Annotated in this window: 16 protein-coding genes; 8 read left to right on the forward strand and 8 right to left on the reverse strand. The window is 42.3% G+C overall.

Annotated elements, in window-relative coordinates:
- Positions 1-30 precede the first annotated feature (30 nt).
- Positions 31-1650 (reverse strand): S8 family serine peptidase, encoded by a 1620-nt coding sequence (locus L1070_RS02215; protein WP_237124303.1) that lies wholly within the window; start codon positions 1648-1650, stop codon positions 31-33.
- A gap of 200 nt (positions 1651-1850) precedes the next feature.
- The gene (locus L1070_RS02220) at positions 1851-2909 is read right to left on the reverse strand and encodes a substrate-binding domain-containing protein (protein ID WP_237124304.1); all 1059 of its coding nucleotides are present in this window, start codon (positions 2907-2909) and stop codon (positions 1851-1853) included.
- Positions 2910-3053: 144 nt separating this feature from the next.
- On the opposite strand from L1070_RS02220, the gene L1070_RS02225 reads away from it, so the two are divergent.
- Positions 3054-3446 (forward strand): cytochrome b562, encoded by a 393-nt coding sequence (locus tag L1070_RS02225; RefSeq protein WP_070983010.1) that lies wholly within the window; start codon positions 3054-3056, stop codon positions 3444-3446.
- Positions 3447-3592: 146 nt separating this feature from the next.
- Positions 3593-3856, forward strand: a complete 264-nt coding sequence (locus L1070_RS02230; protein ID WP_237124305.1) for a hypothetical protein — start codon at positions 3593-3595, stop codon at positions 3854-3856.
- 330 nt (positions 3857-4186) lie between these two features.
- On the opposite strand, the gene L1070_RS02235 is transcribed toward L1070_RS02230, so the two are convergent.
- Positions 4187-4840: a DUF6058 family natural product biosynthesis protein gene (locus L1070_RS02235; protein ID WP_237124306.1), complete on the reverse strand. Its 654-nt coding sequence runs from the start codon at positions 4838-4840 to the stop codon at positions 4187-4189.
- A gap of 424 nt (positions 4841-5264) precedes the next feature.
- On the opposite strand from L1070_RS02235, the gene L1070_RS02240 reads away from it, so the two are divergent.
- The 4 genes from L1070_RS02240 (at position 5265) to L1070_RS02255 (ending at position 11027) form a co-directional block, all read left to right on the forward strand.
- Positions 5265-7979: a TonB-dependent receptor gene (locus L1070_RS02240; protein ID WP_237124307.1), complete on the forward strand. Its 2715-nt coding sequence runs from the start codon at positions 5265-5267 to the stop codon at positions 7977-7979.
- Between the two features lie 216 nt (positions 7980-8195).
- Entirely contained in the window at positions 8196-9110 is a 915-nt protein-coding gene (gene dapA / locus L1070_RS02245) for a 4-hydroxy-tetrahydrodipicolinate synthase (protein ID WP_237124308.1), read from the forward strand.
- A 58-nt stretch (positions 9111-9168) separates the two neighbouring features.
- On the forward strand, positions 9169-10473 hold the full coding sequence (locus tag L1070_RS02250) for a DEAD/DEAH box helicase (RefSeq protein WP_237124309.1): 1305 nt from the start codon (positions 9169-9171) through the stop codon (positions 10471-10473).
- A 308-nt stretch (positions 10474-10781) separates the two neighbouring features.
- Complete coding sequence (locus L1070_RS02255; protein ID WP_237124310.1) at positions 10782-11027, forward strand: hypothetical protein; 246 nt, start codon at positions 10782-10784, stop codon at positions 11025-11027.
- Positions 11028-11292: 265 nt separating this feature from the next.
- Here the strand turns inward: L1070_RS02255 and L1070_RS02260 are convergent, their stop codons facing one another.
- From L1070_RS02260 to L1070_RS02270, 3 genes are all read right to left on the reverse strand, one after another.
- Positions 11293-12231, reverse strand: a complete 939-nt coding sequence (locus L1070_RS02260; RefSeq protein ID WP_237124311.1) for a retron St85 family RNA-directed DNA polymerase — start codon at positions 12229-12231, stop codon at positions 11293-11295.
- Positions 12232-13194, reverse strand: coding sequence for a retron St85 family effector protein (locus tag L1070_RS02265; RefSeq protein ID WP_237124312.1), 963 nt, complete (start codon positions 13192-13194; stop codon positions 12232-12234). It abuts the gene before it with no gap.
- 779 nt (positions 13195-13973) lie between these two features.
- A complete protein-coding gene (locus L1070_RS02270; protein ID WP_237124313.1) occupies positions 13974-14450 on the reverse strand; it encodes an NYN domain-containing protein in 477 nt (158 codons plus the stop codon).
- 138 nt (positions 14451-14588) lie between these two features.
- On the opposite strand from L1070_RS02270, the gene L1070_RS02275 reads away from it, so the two are divergent.
- On the forward strand, positions 14589-16157 hold the full coding sequence (locus tag L1070_RS02275) for a collagenase (protein WP_237124314.1): 1569 nt from the start codon (positions 14589-14591) through the stop codon (positions 16155-16157).
- Positions 16120-16359: a hypothetical protein gene (locus L1070_RS02280; protein ID WP_237124315.1), complete on the forward strand. Its 240-nt coding sequence runs from the start codon at positions 16120-16122 to the stop codon at positions 16357-16359. Before L1070_RS02275 ends, L1070_RS02280 begins: the two co-directional genes overlap by 38 nt.
- 74 nt (positions 16360-16433) lie before the next feature.
- Here L1070_RS02280 and zapE read toward each other — a convergent pair whose 3' ends face one another.
- A complete protein-coding gene (gene zapE, locus L1070_RS02285) occupies positions 16434-17507 on the reverse strand; it encodes a cell division protein ZapE (RefSeq protein ID WP_237124316.1) in 1074 nt (357 codons plus the stop codon).
- A gap of 200 nt (positions 17508-17707) precedes the next feature.
- The gene (locus L1070_RS02290; protein ID WP_237124317.1) at positions 17708-18343 is read right to left on the reverse strand and encodes a glutathione S-transferase family protein; all 636 of its coding nucleotides are present in this window, start codon (positions 18341-18343) and stop codon (positions 17708-17710) included.
- Between the last annotated feature and the right edge of the window lie 185 nt (positions 18344-18528).

The following is an 18528-nucleotide window of genomic DNA, read 5'->3' on the forward strand; positions in this document are numbered from 1 at the left end:
GACGGGCGCTTTTCATGAATCGTTTAAAGCTTAGTTACAAGCACCTAAACGCTTCCAAACGTTGCTGAAAATATCAGGCTGTGCAGAGCGAGACCACCATGTTGCTTCATACTTGTAGTTTTTATATGAAACTAGGTCACCTGTGTAGTACATTTTTGATGAAGACCAAGCGGCGATACCATCACATCCCTTAGGATCATCACCCTCAATGGTAACGGTTTTAGTCACGGAGTTAGATTTGTTACCATCTTTGGCAGTAAGCGTTACTTGGTAGTTGCCAGCTGCTGCATAGGTATGGCTAGGTGAAGCTTCTGTGCTACTTGCGCCATCACCAAATTGCCACGCGTAGCTGCGTGCATCCTTAGATGTGTTTGTAAATTTAACCGTTTTACCGTTTACGCTATAGCTGAAGCTTGCGATTGGACCTGGTTGTGGGTCGCCACTACAGCCATTTTGCGCGATATAATCATAAGCGGCTTTTGCTTGTACGATACCATGACCATAAGATGTATCACGACCCGGTGCACCTTTATCTTTGGCTGTAGCATTGAGCACCTTACGAATTTCATCGTTAGTACACTCTGGATAGTGACTCCATACCAGCGCTGCAACACCTGAAACGTGTGGTGTCGCCATAGAAGTACCACTGATAGATTTATATCCATTGTTGTTCCAAGTAGAGTTAACCCCTACACCTGGCGCCGCAATTTCAACCTGATTATTGTACTGAGAGAATGATGCTTTGTTTTCCGAGCTGTCCACTGCCGCAACAGATACCACGGCATCGTAAGATGCTGGGTAGCTTAGGCTACTGTTGCCGCTGTTACCGGCAGCTGCAATATGTAACACGCCGCGATCATAACTTTGCTGGAATGCATTACGTTCTGCCGTTGAACTGCCGCTGCCACCCAAGCTCATACTCGTGACATTAGCACCTGATGCTTCACACTGTTCAATGGCTTTTATTAGATCCGAACCATATGCCCACTGGCCCTGATCGTTAAATACTTTTACGATATGCAAACCAAGTTGGCCCGATGGGTTTACACCGACAACACCTTGGCCATTACCGCCAATCGCAGCAATTGTACCGGCAACATGCGTACCGTGACCGTTACCATCGTTATACCAGTTGCCTGTATCATTTGAGCCATGTCCATCATTACCTGTGATGCCTGTGCTAGGTAAGTCAGGGTGGTTAAGCGTATAACCCGTATCCATGATACAAACTTTACGGTTACCGCTCATCGTATCTGCAAGTTGGTTTGCTTGAACCATGTTGATACCGTAAGGCGTTGACTCAGCCATTAAGTAACGCTTTGGATCCACCTCGACGTTCGCAACCTGTGGGTTTGCTTTAAGTTCAGCAAGCTTTTGTGGTGTTACGTTCATAACGACCGCATTAACACTTGGCAGCGCTGTCATTGGAGTGACATTTAATTGCTGAGCAAAAGTCGTTAGTGTTTGTTGTTTGTAGCGTGCAACATCGGCGCTTGATACAAGCACTGGGGCTGTTTTTACAGCGCTGTCATTTAGTGTCACGATAACGCGTTGCTCTTCGCTGGCAGATACATGTCCTGCGCTTAGGGCTGCGCCTACACAGGCTGAAAGAACTGAAAGCTTTACGTTGTTAGAAACCATTTTTTTCATTTTAAGTTACCTTTATTACATGTTGTTAACCTCTGTAAATAAAACAGGTAAATTGAAATGTGTCAACAGTGTGTTTTTTGTACTAAAAACTAAGTGGGAATATACAAATTATTAAAATTTGAATAATTGGATTGTTCTTCTCTAATATTTTTATAATCATATTTTTTTATCTAAAAAATTAATATAAATGAAATAAAAAATTATTTTACTAGCGCTGTCATATTGTCAAGTGTGAACGGTTTTGGCGTTGGCGAAGTATGCGTGATAGAGAAATATCGAAAGTCAATCTTATCTAGTGTTTTTGAATGAATAGCTTTATATAAAGGCTCGTACTTATTGTTATAAACCTTAAAAATGGGCAGCTCGTTATCACCTATTATGTTTGCTGGGTCATTAAAATGATCTGCAATTTTCACCAGTGTAAAGGCGCCCAGTGTGACGTGCCCTCCGACTGATGCATCTAATACTTTGTGGTGATCTTTATCCCAATTGACCCCACCAATTCTTATCTGCTGGCGTATCGACAATTTGGTAGCAGCCTCTGCCGCACCTTTTGCCATAGCATCATTGGCTGCCCAAATGAGTTTAGTTTCTGGGAAGCGCTTGAGCAGACCCTTCGTGATCCTGTAGGCTTCTTGTTGTGACCAGTTAGCATCAATGCGTTGTTGCAGTTTTAAATTGTAGGAGCGATTACTGTGACTGAGCAGTCCTTGCTCTCTTTGTCGAGCCGCTTCAGTGGCGGTTTCCCCCAGTAAAGCCAGTGAGTTGACGACTGGATTCTTCTTTGACCGTAAAACAAGGCTATCAAGTTGTTGGATAAGTAACCTTCCAGCTTGGAAGTTGTCCGGTACGATACTTCCTAGAATACCAAAGCCTTTACTTCTAAGCCTAATTTGCTCTTGTTTTGTAGGCGCGTTGAGCAAGAATATAATTTTATCGTGTGTTTCTTGAGAGGAAAGCAAAGCTTGGGCGACTACGGACTTTTCGTCTACCAATACCAAATAATGGTCATCTCTGGAGAGTGCCTTGTCGACCATTTTTTTCATATCGATATGATTTCTGTTAGCGTACATCACACTTAGGTCAATGTTGAGATCTTCTGCGGCCGCTTGCATAAAGGCTGTAACATTTAACCAGAAGTTCCCAGTAGGGTTGTCGTCAGAGAACCCAGGGTTAATAAACGTTACTTTTAGCTCGGCTGCCGCGCTTGGGATGGCGAACATCAAAAAAATGCACGTAAGTGCAAACTTTTTGAACACATTAACCTCATCAGTCATTTCGTTAAGTAGTTATTATGGCACAAAAATCTGAAATTATTTGAGTTGCCTGCTTGGGATGGTCCGTTATTGCTTTTTTCATAATCCAAAGGCCACTATAATGCCCTGAAATTTTTTGGAGGATTTATGCTTAGAACCCTATTGTTCGCTTTGTTCGTTATGTCACTGTCAGTCGCCGCTAAGCAAAGTAGTGATTTGGAAGTGACCATGAAAAACATGGGACTTGCCTACAAAAACGCTATGAAAAGCGAGTCACAGCAACAATTACTTGAAAGCTTAGACGCCTTTCGAGAGCACTTGTTAGTCAGTCAACAGCACCGCTTTGAACCAAAGCTTCAAGATAAGTCCACTGAGGGCTTACAAAGGGTCGCAAATGTACTAGCAAACAGTGAGCGATTGGCAAAAGAAGGTAAGCTGGCGGAAGCAAAAGAACAGCTGAAAAAGATTGATGCGCTCAGAAAACAATATCATGAGCTCCATGAGCCTCCCAGTATTTGGGAATTACTATTCGGTAAATAGCAATTTTGTGGAATAAATAATTAGTTGAAAAATTCTAATTTTTTTCACAGAACCGCTTGAATGTTGCGCAACTAGTACGATCAGGGGTAGCTATTCGCTACCAGACTGTTATAAATAAGGAGCGTAATGTTTAAAAGGGAGCCGCTATGACGGAGCAAAACCAACAATTAGATAATAGCGTCATTGCGACATTGAAAAACAAAGATCATTCAGCATTGAGTGAGAAGCTAGACGCTTTAGCCTGTACTCATACCGACATCATAGAGCTATTGGCTCAATATCAAGCCCTTAGCGATCAAGATGACGATGAACGCTTTGATGCATGGTACGACGAACTTTGTAAGCCGCAGTTAGAGGTGCTAAAAGCGTTCGAAGTTATGCGTGCACACTTTGAGCAGGAATATCAATAGTCTCTTATATTTCTCGCAATTTACTCTAAACAGCCTGTGCTTTGGTGTGGGCTAATGTCGTGATATTGGCTATGTTGTGAGAACACGGGTAAATGTATTTTGGCTTGAGGTGGGTCACCGCCTTGACGATTCCCTTGTGAAGCAGCCCACCAGTTTATCTTGACACTGAGTTTAAAATTTCGATTAGCGTATTCTAATTTTAGTAATCCAATATAAACTAAATGCCTCGGTTAACGAAGCATGAGCACATCCGTAAAGCGTTAGCTAATCGGTCGCGAAAGCTTTCCTTAGTAACTATGTGTGATGTGATGTGTTCAACATGTCGTACAGCTACTTAATCGATAAATCATACTTACATACCAAGGCATCTATATAGCGCTCTCGTAACGAGTGATTGCGTTCGTGTTTAGCGGGGTGGCTAAAGGCTCTATTTAGCAATTTTAGGGCATGTAGCAAAGCGGGACGGTGTTGTGCATTGATGCTAGCTGTACAGCGCTCTTCGGTAATTTCATCAACAATGGCTCGGCCGAGCTCTATATGCACCAGCTCCTCAACGAGTCCATTTTGGCTGATAACGCCATACTTACTGCATAAATATTGCTGCCAAGCGTTTTGTATCTGCTCACAAAGGTCATCACTAAAGCGCTCATCTTGGCAATGTAGTCCTTGTTGTTGGCATTTTTTTAAGCTTTGCGTGTATTGCTGAAAAAATAGCTCATATGCTTGTGCTGCGTTGCTGACTTTGTGTTTTATTAAATCTAGGCCCCACTGTACACAGCCTCGGGGATAATAGTCAGTGAATTCCTCACATTCATATAAACCGAGAAAAGAGCTACATTTAATCTGATTTTGAATACTGTAGCTGGGCTTAGGGAACAGACCACTTTCTTGCCAATGAGTGAGCTGCTCAGTATCAACCTTAAGCGCCTGGCAAAGTTCTTCTGTACGATAAAAATGAGTGTTTAAGTGATTAAGTAAGCTCATATAAATTTAACTGGATAAATATACAGTGATTTGAATTTTGTACTATGTATTAAAATTTTACAAACGCTAAAAATTAGTTTTTTCACTTCTGAGTTGCTCAGACTCAACAAAAATATTAAATAAGCTACAACTTCAATAAGTTAATTAAATCTCCAAGGCGTATTCCCATAATCAACAATCTGCAAAAGTTCGGTTGAAAACCACGAAGGAAAATAAAATTACTGATTTTGGGTAACTATTATTGTATATTGTATGCAATATATCGTATGTTGACTGTGCATTTTACGGACAATGCACAGCTTACGCGAAGTTCTGGGGGCTTTCGTATGTCGGCACACGCTGATAGGCGTCGTTAGTGAGCGCTATGTCGCTAGCGCGTGAGGTGCAGCAATCTGAACAATAACATCAACAATAGAGGCTTATAATGACAACTAAGTTAACCTTCAAATTCTCTGCGCTTTCACTGGCAGTGATCTCTTCAGTTAGCAGCATTAGCGCAAATGTCCATGCGGCAGACGACAACTTAAAAGAAGTTGAAAAAATTATGGTAACCGGTTCGAGAATCGCCCGTGCCGAAGTCGAATCTACTTCGCCAATCACAGTTGTGAGCAAAGAAGCACTGACCAATTTGGGTATTAGTGATGTTAGTTCTGCATTGCGTCGATTGCCTGCGCTGACTGGTAATACGGCGAACAACCAAAGCAGTGCGGGTAGCAACAATATTCAAACGGCTACGTTACGTGGTATTGAAGCGACCAATACTCTGGTACTGCTTAATGGCCGCCGCTTAGTTGGCTCTGATGAAGATGGACTGGTCGATTTATCCTCAATCCCGTTTGAAGCCATCTCTCAGATTGAAGTACTCAAAGATGGGGCATCCGCAATTTATGGGTCTGATGCTATTGCGGGAGTTATCAACATTATCACTCGCAAGAATTTTGAGGGATTCAAAGTTACCGCGCACTATGGCAGATCATCCCGTGGTGATGCTGATGAGCGAAAAGTGGGTTTTGTTACAGGTGTGAGCACAGATAAAGCGAGCATTATGGTTGCAGCGTCAACCAGTAACAATGCTGGTTGGGAAGAAAAAGACCGCTACATGACCAAAGATGCGGACCAAACGTATCTTGGTGGTGGAAATGGGCGCTCTGGAACAGCACCTAATCCGAAATTAACTGGCTTTGGGTTAGGAGAAGGTACTTGGACTGTGCCTGATGCAAGTAATCCAAGTCAGGTTATTGCTTGGGATTATGATAAAGAGGGTTATAACTACCGCGCAGCACAATCGGGCGCTAACGACAATAAAACCACCAGTGTGTTCGTGTTTGGTGAATATGAACTTGCCGATGAGCTAACCTTTTTTACTGAATTGTCATTCCACGATGGCTTTGTGCAAGGCAATCAGGCACCGCCAGGCACAGATACAGGGTGGTATGGAGACAGCGTTGATACACCTAACGCGTTTAAACGCTATCCTGATGCAGACGGCAATAACTTTGGTGTTGGCCCAAATCAAAAATATAACCCATTTGGTGAGGCCGGTAACGTAAGTAAACGATTCAGTGAATATGGCTCGCGAATTTATCAGTCTAACAATACTATTACCCGTTATACGCTAGGTCTGCAAGGTATGCTGGCGGATGAGTATGATTGGGAAGTGTTATTCTCCAGCCAAAGCGCAAAATTGGTACAAGAAGGTGGCGCGCAACCGTCAATTATTCAAATTGAGCGAGCCTTATCAGATGAATGTGAAACGGCTGCGGACCCAGATTGTGTGGCGCTTAACGTGTTTGGTCCAGAAGGGTCAATTACTCAAGACATGCTCGATTTCATCAATACGACCGCACCATCGCAAACCAACAAAAATGACTTGTCATTTATTCAAGCAAGTATTGCAGGGCCTGTGATGCAGTTAGATGCAGGTGAGATGATGTTTTCAGCAGGAGCAGAGTATCGAGAAGATCAGTTGTCACTGAGTGTCGATCAGGCACAGCGAACCGCTACATTTGACGTTTCTTGGGGTGGCTCGGTAACGCCAGTTACTTCGCCAGTGCGGGAAATTTCTGAGTACTACCTAGAGCTGGCAATCCCAGTGCTTGAAAACTTAGATGTAGAAGCCGCAGTAAGATACAGCGATTATAGCGACATCGACCAAACAACAACCAACCCTAAGTTTGGCATTATTTACCGCCCGTTAGAATCGGTGAAAATTCGCGGCAGCTATAGCACTGGTTTTAGAGCGCCGACAATGGCACAGATGTATCAAGGGCGCACATCGTCTATCAACACCAATATGTACGACCCATGTAACCCAAACAATGATGCCAACTACTTCAACACGTCGATAGCAGGTTGTGCTGGGCTTAACCCTGCGTTTAGTAAAAATGAAATTCAAAGTAACGACATTATCGGCGGCGGCAACCCTAACTTAAAACCAGAAGAAGCGGATAACATGACCTTAGGTCTCGTTATGGAGCCGCTTGATGGGCTTGGCGTAACGTTAGACTACTTTGACATTGAACAGTCAAATGTAGTGTTTTCAAGTTCGCGCTATGTGGTTGATCAATATGTGGCCGGTAACCCTGAATTTGCCAATGCGGTGATCCGCAGCAACAACGGCACGGGTTATATTCAAACAATATTCTCATCGTCAAACAATATAGCCGCGCGTAATCTGTCAGGTTATGACCTAAACATCAATTACTTGCATGAAAACAACCTTGGCACTTGGCGCTTTAATTTAGATGCGACGTATATGGCAGATTTTGAGGTGCAAGACACGAGTGATACACCATTTAGAGATGTAGTCGGTACTTACGATAGCGCGTTTGGCAGTATTCCTGAATACAAAGCTAACCTTCAGTTGGATTGGGAACAGGGCAATTATCGAGTTACTTGGGATGCAGCTTATAACTCCAAGATCACAGCTGCTGAGGATGATGTGATGGACGCAACAGTGTTCCACAATATCCAATTGGGCTATTTCATCGACCAGCTGCAAACAGATGTACATTTTGGTGTGCAAAACCTGTTTGATAAAGAGCCGCCATTCCTAAAAGCGAACGGCACATCTACAGACGACAATCTGTATTCATTTAGAGGACGATTCTACTACGTAGGGTTAAGTCGTTCTTTCTAAAACACCTCCCCGTTGTGATAAGCACTAAAGCCACGGTTTAAACGCTGTGGCTTTATTTATTGTTTTGCAATACACAGGCTTAGCTGTAAATCAATCGGACTAGTTTGTTGTCTAGACTTTACTGTTTTTGCAAATTTAATCGGCTTTTCCCTCGGATCATATCGTCATTTATGGTAAAACAGTGCGCAACTTTGAAAACACCAAGATTTGAGCACAATGCGTACGATTCAAACGATAAAACAAGCGAGCCTAATTACGGCAATTAAAACGCCTTACACTATGGCGGGAGATATTGACCTGCAAACCTATGATGCGTTGGTTGAGGCGCAGATAGCAGCGGGTGTAGACGGTATCATTGTTGGTGGTACAACGGGTGAAGGCCAATTGATGAACTGGGAGGAGCATTTAATGCTCATCGCCCATAGCGTTAATAAATTTTCAGATAGACTGATTATTGTGGGCAATACCGGTAGCAATAATACTCGTGAAGCCATTAAAGCCACTGAATATGGCTTTGCATCGGGTATGGATGCTGCACTGCAGATCAACCCATACTACGGTCGTACCTCAATTGATGGACTGAAAACGCATTTTCAGCGTGTGTTAGACATCGGTCCTGCATTTATTTACAACGTACCAGGTCGTACTGGTCAAGATCTTACCCCTGATATCATTGAACCAATGGCAAAACATGAAAATTTCATTGGCGTGAAAGAATGTGGCGGCAATGAGCGTATCGCACATTATGAAGCACAAGGTATTGCTTGTTGGTCAGGTAATGATGATGAAGCACATGATAGCCGTCATATTTATCAATCTCACGGTGTAATATCGGTGACTTCAAACTTGATCCCAGGCTTATTCCGCCGGTTAATGGATAAAGAAAACAAAGAGTTGAATACTCAGCTACAACCATTGATGCAATGGCTGTTCTGCGAACCCAACCCGATTGCGATTAACACGGCGCTTATCATGACTGGCGCGGTTAACCCTGTGTTCCGTCTGCCCTATGTACCGCTTAACAGTGAGCAGCAAGCAACGGGTATGGCGCTTATTAACCAGCTCAGTGAAGCGGATATCGTCGGCGGTAAAGCACAGGCAATTGACGAAACATTATTAAAGCTTTGTTAGGTTTGCACAAATAACGTATAATCTGCGGCCCTTAAGTATTGGCCGCAGGTTTTTTACCATGAACTTTAAATCTTTTAGCTTTTCACCTTTGCTGTTACAAGCATTAGACGAATTAAATTTCCATACCCTAACTCCAATACAACAAGCCGCAATCCCTGTGGTTCGCAAAGGGCATGATGTGCTGGCAACTGCGCAAACTGGGACGGGTAAAACCGCTGCATTTGCTTTACCAATTATTCAAAAGCTACTTGAAAATGAAAGCGAAGAGGCAGGTCAGCCGCGTGCATTGATTGTTGCACCAACACGTGAATTGGCTGAGCAAATAGGTCAAAATTGCAGTGCTTTTAGCAAACACACCCAGTTAAAAACAGTCACTTTATTTGGTGGTGTAAGTGCTGAAGGCCAAGCGCAATCGCTGGCTCAGGGTGCTGACATTGTGGTGGCAACACCGGGCCGTTTACTTGACCATATTCGTCTTGGTAATTTAAGTTTGGCAAAAGTAACGCATCTTGTGCTGGATGAAGCAGACCGTATGCTCGATATGGGTTTTATCACCGATATGCAGCAGGTCATTGATTTGGTGGATGATGAACGCCAGTTGTTGTTGTTCTCGGCCACGTTCCCACCGGCGATGAAACAGTTTGCCAGCCGCGTATTGCGTCACCCTAAATACGTACAGGTTACGCCTGAGAATACCACCGCAGAGACGGTACGCCACGTAGTGTACCCAGTTGAGCAAGGGCGCAAGCGAGAGCTGCTTTCAGAACTAATTGGTAAGAAAAATTGGCAACAGGTACTGGTGTTCGTCAACATGAAAGATGTTGCCGATGAACTGGTAGAAGAACTTAACCTTGATGGTATTCCTGCGATTGTTTGTCATGGCGATAAAAAGCAAGGTGCTCGTCGCCGCGCATTACGAGAGTTCAAAGAAGGTAAATATCGCGTATTGGTAGCTACAGAAGTCGCAGCGCGAGGCATCGATATTGAAGGTCTACCTCGCGTGGTGAACTTTGACTTACCTTATCTTGCGGAAGATTATGTACACCGCATTGGTCGTACAGGTCGTGCGGGCAATCAAGGGCAGGCAATTTCCTTTGTTTCTCGTGAAGAAGAGCAAGTGCTTATCCACATTGAGCAGTTGATAGAGCAACAGATCAAACGCTACTACCTACCGGGCTACGAAGTCAGCAGCCGCGATACGTTAATCAAAAAGTTGACGAAAAAGCCCGCCCACCAGCGTCGTCAGCCACGCAGCAACCGTCCTAGCAACCAAGCAAGCGGTGAAGCAAGAGCCAAAAACCGTGCTCGTATTGCCAATGTGCGCAAGCAGATTAAGGGCAAGAAATTAGGCCTTGATAAGTAATTACGGTTTAAACATGGTGTGGCTCTTAATAAATAGAGCCACATACTGCCGCCAGCTTTACTAAAAACCCAGTTACTTAACTAAGTTGTATTTAAGGATAAAATATAACGTCGAGTAATATATCGATCACCTCCCCAAACTTTTCTAAACCAAGCTATTTAGGCCACTGGTTATAAACGTGCTTGAGAATGTTGACCAAACCTACATAAAAAACAAAAAGGTACTTTGTTGGGTGGCGCCTTCGGCTTAACCAACCTACCTTTTGGCGTAGCTCGGTATAAGGCGCGCAGCGCCGCCATCCGACAAAAATGATTGTAATACGACTTATCGCGTTGTTCTTGCTCGCACCAGAAAAGAAAGTAATTGAAACGAAAGATGTACAAAGCAAAATAAAAGAAGTCATGAATGAACTCAAAGTGGCATGCTCTTTTGCGCTGCGTGCGTCGTTAAGTTATTCATATATACATCAAATCAATTCAGATTCGAGCAAAAGAAAAGGAGAGCAAACCGTGGGTATGATCATCGTCGCGTCACGAACGGTCGATATCTATTGAATTGTCTTAAAAGTGGGTTTTACACATCATACAAATACAAGCTTGTGTTCATTTTCTTATCATCTAATTCAAGTGGTTAGTTTCGTTAAGTGTCAAACTCGGCCGTCCAACAGCAGCTTAATATCTTAAATCTAATTGCAATAACAGACGTTCGCCCAACTCGTATTTGGACAGGAATGAGTGGAGTTCGTGTGCTTAAGGTCGGTTTTGTGCTACAAGCGGGCCTTTAAGTTAGATACAAAAGGTGTCGGCAACCTTACGACAATTATTCTTCTTGCTTATAGTTACTAATGGAACTTAGACATTTGCTCCCATACTTTCCGCGAAGCCTTGCTAAAAATAGAGGCTCAATATCGCTCGCAAATGCCAATAACCCTCTAAGTTCATTGATTTCGCGAACATTTAATAAACCCAGGCCAAATTTATGAACCAATGAAGATATCTTTCGTTTACGATCCCTTCCCAAGGAAAGTTTCCCCTCATTTGAGATAGTTATACCCGTCACATGCCTATTGTGTGCTTTCGATGAAAATACCGTTTTACCAGTATTGACCTTAACACAGCCAAAGCACTCAGATTTTAACGTTTTTTCAACTTTGCTAGGTATTGAAAATAGTGCATTTTTTGAGTTTGTAGAAAACACAATATCATCTGCATAACGTGTATATGTGACTTCTAATTCTGCGCAATAATTACTTATTGCTTCATCAAAAAGATTCATTGAAAAATTAGAAATCAAAGGTGAACTAGGCGCACCAATACTAAGCGTTAAAGGACTGTTTCGGTTAAGCCTAAAAAACAACAGATGTGACAAGACTAGTTTATCGCTCTCAGAATAATGTAACCCTTTTGAAGCAGTGGCTTTAAAAAACATTTCAGGGGTGATGCTATAAAAGAAGTCCTTAAAATCCATTTTAAGTAAATACTTTGAATCTTTATGCGCTAACGCATTGTTTTTTATACCAACCCCTTTTTTATATGCCATAGCAGATTCATGAACAGGCAACTGTTCTTCTAGCTCTTTAACTAAAAGCCGTTGAATATATTTAAGCTGCTTTGACGGGTGAGCAATTAATCTCTTACCTTTGCCGTTTCGTTTATTAATTTCATACTTTTTATATCTATGTGGAGAGGTAAGAATAAAAGACAGTAAAGCCTTTTCACCAATCATTAATGCATCATTTAGCTTACTTAGGAAATTCATTCACCTTCCCCCTTCCATAAGCTCGTTGATTTGACGAAGAGCACCTTTTCTTTTGTTTGAGTGAGCATCGTCAATAGCAACAAACGACTGCCGCACGTCCATGAATAATGTTTGGCTATCCAGTGTTTTACCTTTTTTTGTTTTACCAAAGTTGACTAGTTTCTGTTCTGGCAAGCATGGATAATAGTATGTATTACGGCCATAACTTTTCTTTGCAACAAACCCCATTTTTTGTAACAAATACAAAAGACGTCGAACTTGACCTTGTCGAATCTCAATCCCCAAAGACTCGAAGCAAATTTCAATTTCGCCAATTTGTATTGGATAACAAAGCCTAATTAACTCAGCAATTATAAGTGAAAGGTGACCTGAGTTGTTTAAATCGAATTTTTCAGTGTCATTGGATTTGTCTATTTTGGCCTGAATTTCATTACATAAATCTTGTGAGGATAATTCGTCATACTCTTCTTCATTCTTTGGGAAGGGGTATACCAACACCGAATCAGATGACTTCTTTTTAATGTATTCCAGTGGCCCCAAATAGATAAATGAATCCTCACCTGCAACTTCTTCTTCTGGAGCAACAATAAGTAATTTTTTATAAAACTGGGGGCGGGAACAATACAATCCCAGTTCAACCAAAGAACCAGGGCTTTCTAAAAATATAATTACTAAAGTAGACAGATAGGCTATGTCATCTTCAAAGGTAAGTAAGTCGCTATAATTATCATCCTTGTAATAGTCCTTAAACTCTTCTGCCCGAACTATAGAATCGTGGAATTCAATGTTTTTGGAAGCGGTGTAATGTAGAAGGTTATCTCTATAGCTTTTAGGAACGACACTTCGTGGGTCAACTTCGCCTCCGCACACAAACAAAGTCTTCACACTTAGCTGAACATGAAAATTATCATGTATTAGTTGCGAAAACTGCTCTTGTATAGTGTTTTCATATCCTTGTGTCAAAAATCTAGCCTACAGAAATATAAATAAAGAAAAGCGGGCAAAGCCCGCATTATCAATACTCTTTACTAGAGGAAGCGTTATATAAATTTATGCCGCTCCTGAGGCACGAAGGATCGGTATAAATTTATATAACGCAACCCTAGATGTGCTCAATAAGTTAGAGTCTGGCTAATCGCCCGACTAGGCTAGAATGTCAAAGCCCAAAATCGCTAAAGAGTAGGTCAATAATAGTCCCAATAAGACCAAAAAGTAAATAGTAATGGTGGAGCTTAACATCGTAGTTATTATAAATATAAGAATAAAAGTGGCGGTTAAACAATTTGATACGAAACAAACCAGCGCGATGGAAACACCTAAAAAGTTATCGAGCAGTAGGCGAAAGTGGCGAAAAAGATCAAAGTGTTGACGTCAGCAACCAAGCATCCTTCCCAGTATGGATTCATAAGTCAGGGCTGACCAAAGGGTATAACAAACCTACAGGAACTTTCAAAGTCGCTTTTGGCTGAAGCAGATCTTCAGGCAATTAATATCTCTACAGACGTTCCTCGCTCAAAGCCGCCCTTAGAGCATTTACATTAACCCATTTTGGGGCAGAAATGAGTTGGCTGAACGACCGCTTTGTAGAATGAAGGTAACATTGGCGACCGTCTCTTGAATGCTCATAGTCGACAGTCAAACTGCCTTAATAATCCCACCACAACACATAATTGCTCGTGATCCGCGATACTTGCGGTTTTTTACCTATCGTTTAAATCAATGATGTGTATCTAGCTGCGGGTTTATGAGAGCAATAATGCATCATCAATTGCGCTAAATACATCACAGCTATCCATAAGTAATTGAGAGGTAAGCTTAGGTGCGCCGTATACGCGGCTTGAGACACCGTATTGATTACGCAAGTGAGCAAGCAAAATGGCGAAGTCTCCGTCGCCAGATAGCAGTATAACTTCATCCACTTGTTTGGCTGTTTCCATCATATCTATGGTGATCCCCACATCCCAATCACCTTTTTTAGACCCATCAGCGCGTTGAATGTAAGGTTTGAGCTTAACCTCAAAGCCAATTGCTCGAAGAATGTTTTGAAACTGCGTTTGCTTATTATCACCGCGATAGGTGGCATAGGCATAAGCATATTCAATATCGCCTAGTTGCTTGGCGTGTGCCCAAAAGGCGTTGTAATCAAAGTTCTTTCCCAAAGACTGCTTGCAGGTGTAGTAAATATTTTGCACATCTACAAACAAAGCGATTTTTTTCATCAAGTGACCTCTATACGTTAAGCAACCCACCTTAACTTAAATAGGCAAAAAACAACAACTAAGATTGAAAGTACATTTGGTATATTGTATATTATTTTAAAGTAATAATAAGGAGCAGGTGATAAAGCCTGTCATGCCATGTTGAACAAAATCGTTTTTATCTCACTGTCGATAGCCATATTAAGTGCGTGTAACAGTGTTAAACCTGCCTCCTCAATGAGTGAAACTTTACCCGTTGGCCCAGCAGGCGGCTGGTGGCAACACAATATAGATAAACAACATTTCGCTCAGGCACTCAGTTATCTAGATTATCAAACTACACTCAAGCACCCCGACTGGAAGGCAATCAATAGCGTGTTGTACGATTTGCGCGGGTTTAGTTATTTTGCAGATTTAGATAGCCTTAATACCGATGATTATCAATCTTTGTCGAACGTACTGTTAAAGTTATTCAAAAATGCGCCTAATGAAGCTGACCAAACCCGCTTTGCTGAGAATTATGCGGTACTGGTCTATCGTTTGCTCACCCAAGAAAAAGAGCTAACAGACTGGCCAAAGCAATTGACAGCATTGGTAACGTTGTTCAAAACCCTTGGTGATGTTGAAGGGTTAGGGCATGACTATGCGCGATGGGAACTCTATCGAGCAATTGGTTTTAGCGCTTTTATGGCGCGCAGAGAGCCTGAGTTATCAACGCTATTTGCAAACCAATCGGCGCTTATCAATATCTTAGTGGATGAGATATCTCAGTCATCATGGCGCAGAGATCACGCGCTGTGGAGCCTTGGCTACATTCATCAACTGATACCACAAACCCAGCAACAACAACTTGATGAGAGAGTGTGGTCAAAGCTTGAAAGTATCAGCGGGGCTTCGACAAAGGATAAGCAAACTTGGTACGCCAGCAACTACTTAGTGAATAGCTTTCGTGGCTTGAGTGAATGCAATGAAAGCCAGCAAGGGCGTTGCATTAGTTTTGATATTGATACCGTGTTGCCGATTAAACACAAATGCTCAGATAGGCTGTGGATCCGCGCTACGTCTTTGGATGATGAACAGCTAGCCTATTCCTGTAAAAGGCTAACGTCACAAGAGCAAGACTTTCATCAATTGTTTGCCACCAAAATGCGCAGTGTGGCAAATGATTACAACCACGCATTGCAGGTTGTGATTTTCGATAACTACAGCGACTACAATCGCTATGGCCAACTATTATTTGATATTCACACCGACAACGGCGGCATGTACATTGAAGGCACGCCGAGCGACCCAAATAATCAAGCAACATTTTATAGCTTTCAGGCGTTTTGGACCGATGATAAGTTTAAGGTGTGGAATCTAAACCATGAGTATGTACATTACTTGGATGGGCGTTTTAACAAATATGGGGCCTTTGGGCACTTTCCGCAGAAGTTAGTATGGTGGAGCGAGGGATTGGCTGAGCTGATTGCAAAAGGCGATGAAAATCTCAAGGCCATTCAAGTATTGCGTGATACCAATCAAGATCAGTGGCTTGATTTAGAGAGTATATTTGCAACCAAGTATGGGCAAAGCAATGAGCAAATATATCAATGGTCTTATCTGGCAATCAGGTACTTATCACAACATGATCTTGCTGGTCTTAGAGCATTACAACGCAACTTGCGCTCAGATTTTTATGACGGTTACAATGACAAGCTCACGCAACTTGCGCTCAGATTTTTATGACGGTTACAATGACAAGCTCACGCAACTGGCTGCGCAGCATAAAGACAACTTTAAGTCGTTTTTGACGTCATTGCTCACCGGTGAGGGCGAACAAAAAACCAGTAAACAGGCGCGCATTAACAAAGAGTATCGCTATCTATATCGCAGTTATTTACGACCACCGCACTTAAAACTATCAGCCCAACACCAACACTACTTTTAACACTAAATAGAGCATCTAAGCGCAAACGGCTTAGATGTTCTGCCTGATATTCACTAATTAGCTGGTAAAGCGGCTTAATCTAACGTCCACTGTTGCATTTCAACCAGTCGGCTTTTGGTGCGTTCGAATTCAAAAGCCAGTTGCTCACCCATATAAAGCTGTTGTAATTGAGCGTGAGCGTGTACCACGACTAGACATTTCTGCTCATAACATTCATCAATAAGCGCGATAAAGCGTCGAGCATGATCGTCCAGTAGATGGCTATTATCTAGGTGAGACTCACGCTGATAACCGTCTTCAACCCCTTGTGTTGTAGTGTGCTGCAACGGTTTTGAACCCATCACTGGCACATTAGCGATAAAAATAGCGCGGTATTGCTGTGTCAGTGCTATGTAGTCAGCGGTGGCCCTTGGTGCACTACACAGCGCATAGAAATCAAAAGCAATGGCGTTTTGAGCGGTGCCCATCGCTACAACGGGGCGATTACATATTGTGATGTGATGATCAAAAAGCTGGCCTTGAACTTGTGTAAATAGACTTTCAAATGAGGTGCGTTCATTTACAAAATAATATTTACTATCAAAACCTTTAGCAAAACGGTGGTCTACATCACCAGCGACATTAACAATGTCACAATGTTGCTCAAGTAGGTCAATGGTGGGGAGAAACCGTTGTCGTTGAAGACCATTGCGATAAAGCGTTTGTGGGTGGCAATTAGAAGTTGCGACCAGTGTTACGCCATGCGTAAAAAGTTGCTCAAATAACCTTGCCATAATCATGGCATCGCCAATATCACTGACATGGAACTCATCAAAACATAGCACGTTGACTTTATCGGCCCAGCGCTTAGCTATCTGCGCGAGCGGGTTAATTTGGCCTTGAATCGCATTGAGCGCATTGTGTACTTGAGTCATAAAGTGATGAAAGTGAAGTCGCTGTTTGGGTATATCGTCAGACAAAGTACGATAGAACAGGTCCATCAGCATCGTTTTTCCGCGACCAACAGGCCCATGTAAATAAATACCCTTACAAGCGTGGCCGTGTGCTAAGCCTGCCTGTAGTTGCGCAAGTGCATGTAGTGCGCGTTGCTGCGCAATATCATGGCTTAGAGTATTGTTCTCTAGTAACTGTTGAAATTGAGAAAGCATAAATGAAATGAATGATTTTTGTGGTATTAGAGCATATCCAATTTTAACAAGCTAACCGCTAAGGCTCAAAGGGAGGATTATTAAACTGTGTTTCGTTAGCAACTTTATTGTTTGGTATTGAGGTTGTAATGACAAAGTAATTGTAGGTTGTTTCAGACCATGGGGTACAAGTGTTCATCCCCATGGTAATCGGCTAGAGGCTATTTATATGCGCTTAAGTCGGTATCTTCTTCTTCACACACTGCTTTGATGGCTGAGTGTTTGGCTAAGGTTTTTAGGTAGCGGTTTAAGTTTGGGAAACTCAAGGGCGGCTTTTTAAGCTCATCGGCCCAGATACAAAGCATAAACATATAGCAATCACACACAGTAAACTGATCGTTGACCATATAAGTTTTGTCACCAATATGTTGGTTCAGCAGCTCTAAGCATTCAGAGATCCTAGATTGCTGAGTATTGACAATGTCATCGTACATAATCGCACTTTGCGTGTGGCGCTCTGGGTAGTAATACACCATAAGTTCATTTTGCAAGGTGGTGGTTAAATACATCAGCCATTGGTAAAACTCGGCTTTGGCTTTAGGCGCTTCAGGAATCAAATGACCTTCGGGGTGCTTTTCACATAAATATAAGCAGATAGCAGCACTTTCAAACAGAACAAAGTCATCGTCAACCAAAGTGGGAATGCGGCCAGTGGGGTTTAATTTTAAATATTGAGCAGATTTTTGTACGACTTTCTTGCGATCAACAAGCTCTAACTGATACGGCACCTTTAGTGCCTTCAACACGAAGTGCGGTGCAAGGCTCGCATTGCGTGGGTAATAAAAGAGTGTATACATAAACTACCTTTTGAATAATGAATGTTTCGTCAGAAACCTAAGCTCCTTTTTTGGCAAGTTCTACTGAACTGTAGGTGAGCGATTGCCTTTTAACAACTCTAATTTTGTCATTATGTCAGTATTTTATAATTTGTTGTACCGAATTTATTTGCCCTGAAACTAAAAACGCCAGCGGATGCTGGCGT

The sequence above is a fragment of the Pseudoalteromonas sp. MMG022 genome (assembly GCF_021654245.1).
Taxonomy (GTDB): domain Bacteria; phylum Pseudomonadota; class Gammaproteobacteria; order Enterobacterales; family Alteromonadaceae; genus Pseudoalteromonas; species Pseudoalteromonas amylolytica.

Coding starts and splice junctions, on each gene's coding strand:
- L1070_RS02230 (WP_237124305.1), top strand. CDS start 3,593: ATGACGGAGCAAAACCAACAATTAGATAATAGCGTCATTGCGACATTG.
- dapA (WP_237124308.1), top strand. CDS start 8,196: ATGCGTACGATTCAAACGATAAAACAAGCGAGCCTAATTACGGCAATT.
- L1070_RS02240 (WP_237124307.1), top strand. CDS start 5,265: ATGACAACTAAGTTAACCTTCAAATTCTCTGCGCTTTCACTGGCAGTG.
- L1070_RS02250 (WP_237124309.1), top strand. CDS start 9,169: ATGAACTTTAAATCTTTTAGCTTTTCACCTTTGCTGTTACAAGCATTA.
- L1070_RS02215 (WP_237124303.1), bottom strand. CDS start 1,650: ATGAAAAAAATGGTTTCTAACAACGTAAAGCTTTCAGTTCTTTCAGCC.
- L1070_RS02235 (WP_237124306.1), bottom strand. CDS start 4,840: ATGAGCTTACTTAATCACTTAAACACTCATTTTTATCGTACAGAAGAA.
- zapE (WP_237124316.1), bottom strand. CDS start 17,507: ATGCTTTCTCAATTTCAACAGTTACTAGAGAACAATACTCTAAGCCAT.
- L1070_RS02275 (WP_237124314.1), top strand. CDS start 14,589: ATGTTGAACAAAATCGTTTTTATCTCACTGTCGATAGCCATATTAAGT.
- L1070_RS02225 (WP_070983010.1), top strand. CDS start 3,054: ATGCTTAGAACCCTATTGTTCGCTTTGTTCGTTATGTCACTGTCAGTC.
- L1070_RS02290 (WP_237124317.1), bottom strand. CDS start 18,343: ATGTATACACTCTTTTATTACCCACGCAATGCGAGCCTTGCACCGCAC.
- L1070_RS02260 (WP_237124311.1), bottom strand. CDS start 12,231: ATGAATTTCCTAAGTAAGCTAAATGATGCATTAATGATTGGTGAAAAG.
- L1070_RS02255 (WP_237124310.1), top strand. CDS start 10,782: ATGATTGTAATACGACTTATCGCGTTGTTCTTGCTCGCACCAGAAAAG.
- L1070_RS02280 (WP_237124315.1), top strand. CDS start 16,120: ATGACAAGCTCACGCAACTTGCGCTCAGATTTTTATGACGGTTACAAT.
- L1070_RS02270 (WP_237124313.1), bottom strand. CDS start 14,450: ATGAAAAAAATCGCTTTGTTTGTAGATGTGCAAAATATTTACTACACC.